Below are 3,883 nucleotides of genomic sequence, written 5' to 3'. Positions count from 1 at the left end.
AATTACTTAAATAAAAAAAACAGAATGAGAACTAATTTTTTCAAAAAAAAACAGGCTTAGATTATAAAACCCAAGCCTAAATATTTCACTCTTAAAAAAGTGACTGTTTAATTTTTTCTATTATGTCGCCATCGGAACTTCCATCAACAAAATTTCAGTATTTTCTGAAGTTGACTTAATGTTCAAACCGGAAATATCCCAAACCCGAAACCATCTCTTTTTTCTAATCTCTGATCTTCAACTTCTGCGCTTCCTTTTAAAACGAAAATATAAACACCGTTTCCTCCTGTGCATTGAACTGGCTTAATACATCAGCTTTGAAAATTTTAGTGATAAACCTATACGGTTGCAACAATTTTAATTTCGACAAGTTGTCCGGGCAATGCGAGTCCGCTCACTCCAACCATTGTACTTGCTACAGCTTTAGGATTGCCATAGAATTCTGCTTTGAAATTTTTCCGTGCCTCAAATGCAGTCGTCATATCCATTGCATAGATCACTTCTTCCACCACATTTTCCGTCGTCATATCAAATCTTGACAATAGTTCTTTGATGTTGGCATATGCCTGTTTCATTTGAGCTTCCATTCCATCAGCCAGTTCGCCTTTCTCGTTGTGACCTAACTGGCCGGAAATCCAAACTGTATTTCCTTTTTTTACCGCCTGTGCGTATCCATAAATATCTTCCCAAGGCATTCCGAAGCCTTCTGCTGTTTTGTTTTCCTGTGACATTTTATTCTGATTTAAATTAATGAAGCAAAAGTATGGCAAGGAAAAATCTAAAAAATTGAACCAGTTTAATAAATAAAACTATTTTAAGATTCTTTTTCTCTGAAGAGTTGATTTTTGTGAAACAAAAAAACGGGATAGTCTATACATTGTGCATAAACTATCCCGTCAAAAATCCTTTAAAATTTCGCCACCCCTCCATAAGAGTGGAATTCTGCGTATATATTATTCTTTACTTCTATTCGCTAAACGCTTTCTGATCGTACTTACAAACTCCTTGGAAACCCCGAGATACGATGCAATATAATACTGCGCTACCCGTTGTGGAATCGTAGGATACACCCTGATGAATTCCAGATAACGGTCCGTTGCAGGCTGGGAAATCGTATTCACCAGGCGGTTCTGAAGCGTCACTACATAGCGTTGCATCATCATCCGGAAGGCTCTTTCAAACTTAGGAACCTTCTCAAGCAGCTCTTCCTTCGTTACCGGATCCAGCATATAGATTTCGGTATCTTCCAGGGTTTCGATAAAAATCCTGGAAGGCGTTTTGTTGTTAAACGAATCAATATCTGTGATCCACCAATCTTCAACGGCAAACAGAAGCGTTACTTCAAAGCCGTTTTCATCAAGGTAATAAGTCCGTACGCAGCCTTCCTTTATAAAACCCTCAAACTGGCAAATTTCTCCCTCGCGCAGAAGATGTGTTTTCTTAGGGAATTTCTGCAGCCTTAGCAAATCTTCATAAATCTTTTCCTCCTCCGCCGTTAAACTGACAAATCGCGAGATGTTTTTGATGATATTCTGGAACATATATTTATTTTACGGCTGCAAATTAGGAAAAAGTGAATAAACTTCATTCTTCAGAAGCCCGCTTCCCCCGCCGTAATGGTCGATTACCTTCACATCTTTACCGAGAGCTGAACAAAAAACTTTGATCTCATTTTCATATTTTTCATCCAACCCGGAACTCAGCAGAACGATATCAACCTCATTTTCTTTGATATAATCCGGGCACACGGTTTCATCACTCCGGATTTCCGCTTTCCAGCCTTCATTATTCTCGATGATCCTTTTTAACGTTTCAAGAATTTCCTGATTTTTTCCAATTACTAAAAAATTTAATATTATCCAGCTGTAAAACCGGAACTCCGGAGATCAGGCTGATTCCCAAAACTGCCGATACCAAAAATAGAGGATAGACAATTCTGATGCGCTGTGCAAGCATGACGACAGTTAAAAGTCCGGGATTAAAAGAAGTTGTTCGTGCATAGTTTTTATTTATTGAATGTTGAGTAAAAATGCCGATGCCCAGCAAATTTACTTTTTACAAATGAATAAAAATTGAAGTGAGATCCACCCTTTTCATCGCTGAAGATTCTCGTGTTTTTCATAAATCAATTTTATTTAAAAACAATAGAATTCGCTAATTCAATTTCCTCCTGATTAATAGAATGTCCGAAATTAGCATAGACTTTTTCCGTTACGTCCGCGTTCATTTCGCGTAAGATATTAGCTGTCGCATACACCCTTTCTACCGGGACGTGGAAATCAGGATTGCTCGTTCCCAGGAAAATCGGAGTCTGTGCAAAATTGCCTTTGTAATGCTCCCGGTTGATTTTTTCACCGACAACTCCGCCGATGATGGCCGCTGCCCCGCCATATTTATGAGCGTTTCTGGCCAGGAACTCCAACGTTAGACAGGCACCCTGGGAAAAGCCGAAAAAGTAAATGTTTTCAGCTTTGATTCCTGCATCCAGAGCGGCCTGTACTGTTTTTCCGACAGTCTCAATAGCCGAAGAAAGCCAGGGTTCGTTCTGCTCAGCCGGAGCCATGAAGGAAAAGGGATACCAGGTCCCGTTGGTTGCCTGCGGTGCCAGCAAAGCGTAATCCTTAACGTTTAAATGCTGTGAAAGTCCCAGGATATCCTGTGCGCTCCCTCCTCTTCCGTGGATCATGACCAATGCTTTTCCAGCTTCATTCAATGATTTCCCTCCCGTTTTTATATCTAAAATATGACTCATTTTATCTGTATTTTTCTGTCGGATAATTAAATTTTGGCAAAACTTTGATCAGGTGCTGCCTGTTTTCTTCAAACTGCTGCGGAAGGCTCAGATGCTCACCCAGCGATGCTGATTCTTCATCCACATCGAAGCCCGGGCCCGAAGTTGCGATTTCAAACAAAACTCCGCCCGGTTCTTTGAAATAAACGGAAGTGAAATATTTACGGTCTTTCACTTCAGTATGCTCCAATCCGAATTTGTTTAATCTTTCAATCATTTCAAGTTGGGTTTCCGCATCGGGTGTTGCAAAAGCCACATGATGAACCGTTCCTCTTCCTGCCAAACCTTTCAGTGCAGCAGGCGTGCAAAGCAGATCCACATACTTCCCGGGAACATCTTCAGCAGCAAACCTAAACCGGTCTGAACTTTCAGCAATTAATTTGTGATCCATTTGAGTGGTCAGCAAAGCGGCTGTCCTTTCATACGCATCCAGCCAGATTTCCACGTGATGAAGTCCCTTGATGGCAAAATCTTTTGGAATAAATCCATTATCATAACCTTTTCTGTCATCCTTCTCATTGAAAACCAATTCCAAACCCAAACCGTCGAAATCTTCCAGATAAATAAAAGCTTCACCCGAAAGCCTCTGCTGAGGTTCCTTGAAAGGAATATTGAATTGCTCTAAACGGTTCGTCCAATAATCAAACGAATCCATGGAAACGGAAAAAGCAGTGGTATTCAGCATTCCTTTGCCGTGTCTTCCGTTGACCAGTCCTTTTCCATACGGAAACGTGGTCATGATGGTTCCCGGAGTTCCAAATTCGTCTCCGAAATAGAAATGATAAACCTCGGAATAATCGAAGTTAACGGTGGTCTTTACCAGCCGAAGCCCTAAGACGCCGGTGTAAAAATCTATATTTTCCTGCGTATCGCCGGTAATGGCGGTAACATGATGAAGTCCTGTGATAAGTGACATTTTAGTTGATGGTATTTGGTTGGTTGTTGATGGTTTTAATGGGCTTTAGATTTTATGCTTCTTCTTTGAACCAGACATCATTGTATTCTTCCGGATGACGTTTGAATTGCGCGTGAACGTACGGACAAAGCGGAACGATTTTCAGATTGTTTTCCCGGGCGTAAGCCACCAGCTTA

General features: G+C 40.7%; 6 protein-coding genes. All 6 read right to left on the bottom strand.

What is annotated here, in order from left to right; genetic code table 11:
* Positions 1-182 precede the first annotated feature (182 nt).
* Entirely contained in the window at positions 183-269 is an 87-nt protein-coding gene (locus FY557_RS19895; protein WP_262713564.1) for a hypothetical protein, read from the bottom strand.
* A 69-nt stretch (positions 270-338) separates the two neighbouring features.
* Positions 339-731 carry a Rid family hydrolase gene (locus tag FY557_RS19890; RefSeq protein WP_149248969.1) on the bottom strand — a complete coding sequence of 131 codons (393 nt, stop codon included), beginning with the start codon at positions 729-731 and terminating at the stop codon, positions 339-341.
* 222 nt (positions 732-953) lie between these two features.
* Entirely contained in the window at positions 954-1,541 is a 588-nt protein-coding gene (locus FY557_RS19885) for a Crp/Fnr family transcriptional regulator (protein ID WP_149248968.1), read from the bottom strand.
* Between the two features lie 590 nt (positions 1,542-2,131).
* Entirely contained in the window at positions 2,132-2,752 is a 621-nt protein-coding gene (locus tag FY557_RS19870; RefSeq protein ID WP_149248966.1) for an alpha/beta hydrolase, read from the bottom strand.
* A gap of 1 nt (position 2,753) precedes the next feature.
* Positions 2,754-3,707, bottom strand: coding sequence for a VOC family protein (locus FY557_RS19865; protein WP_149248965.1), 954 nt, complete (start codon positions 3,705-3,707; stop codon positions 2,754-2,756).
* Positions 3,708-3,759: 52 nt separating this feature from the next.
* Positions 3,760-3,876 (bottom strand): N-acetyltransferase, encoded by a 117-nt coding sequence (locus FY557_RS19860; RefSeq protein ID WP_228451754.1) that lies wholly within the window; start codon positions 3,874-3,876, stop codon positions 3,760-3,762.
* Between the last annotated feature and the right edge of the window lie 7 nt (positions 3,877-3,883).

This window comes from Chryseobacterium sp. SN22, assembly GCF_008329705.1.
GTDB lineage: Bacteria > Bacteroidota > Bacteroidia > Flavobacteriales > Weeksellaceae > Chryseobacterium.
The sequence above is the reverse complement of the archived record's forward strand: the minus strand, read 5'-3'. Positions and strand labels throughout refer to the sequence as shown.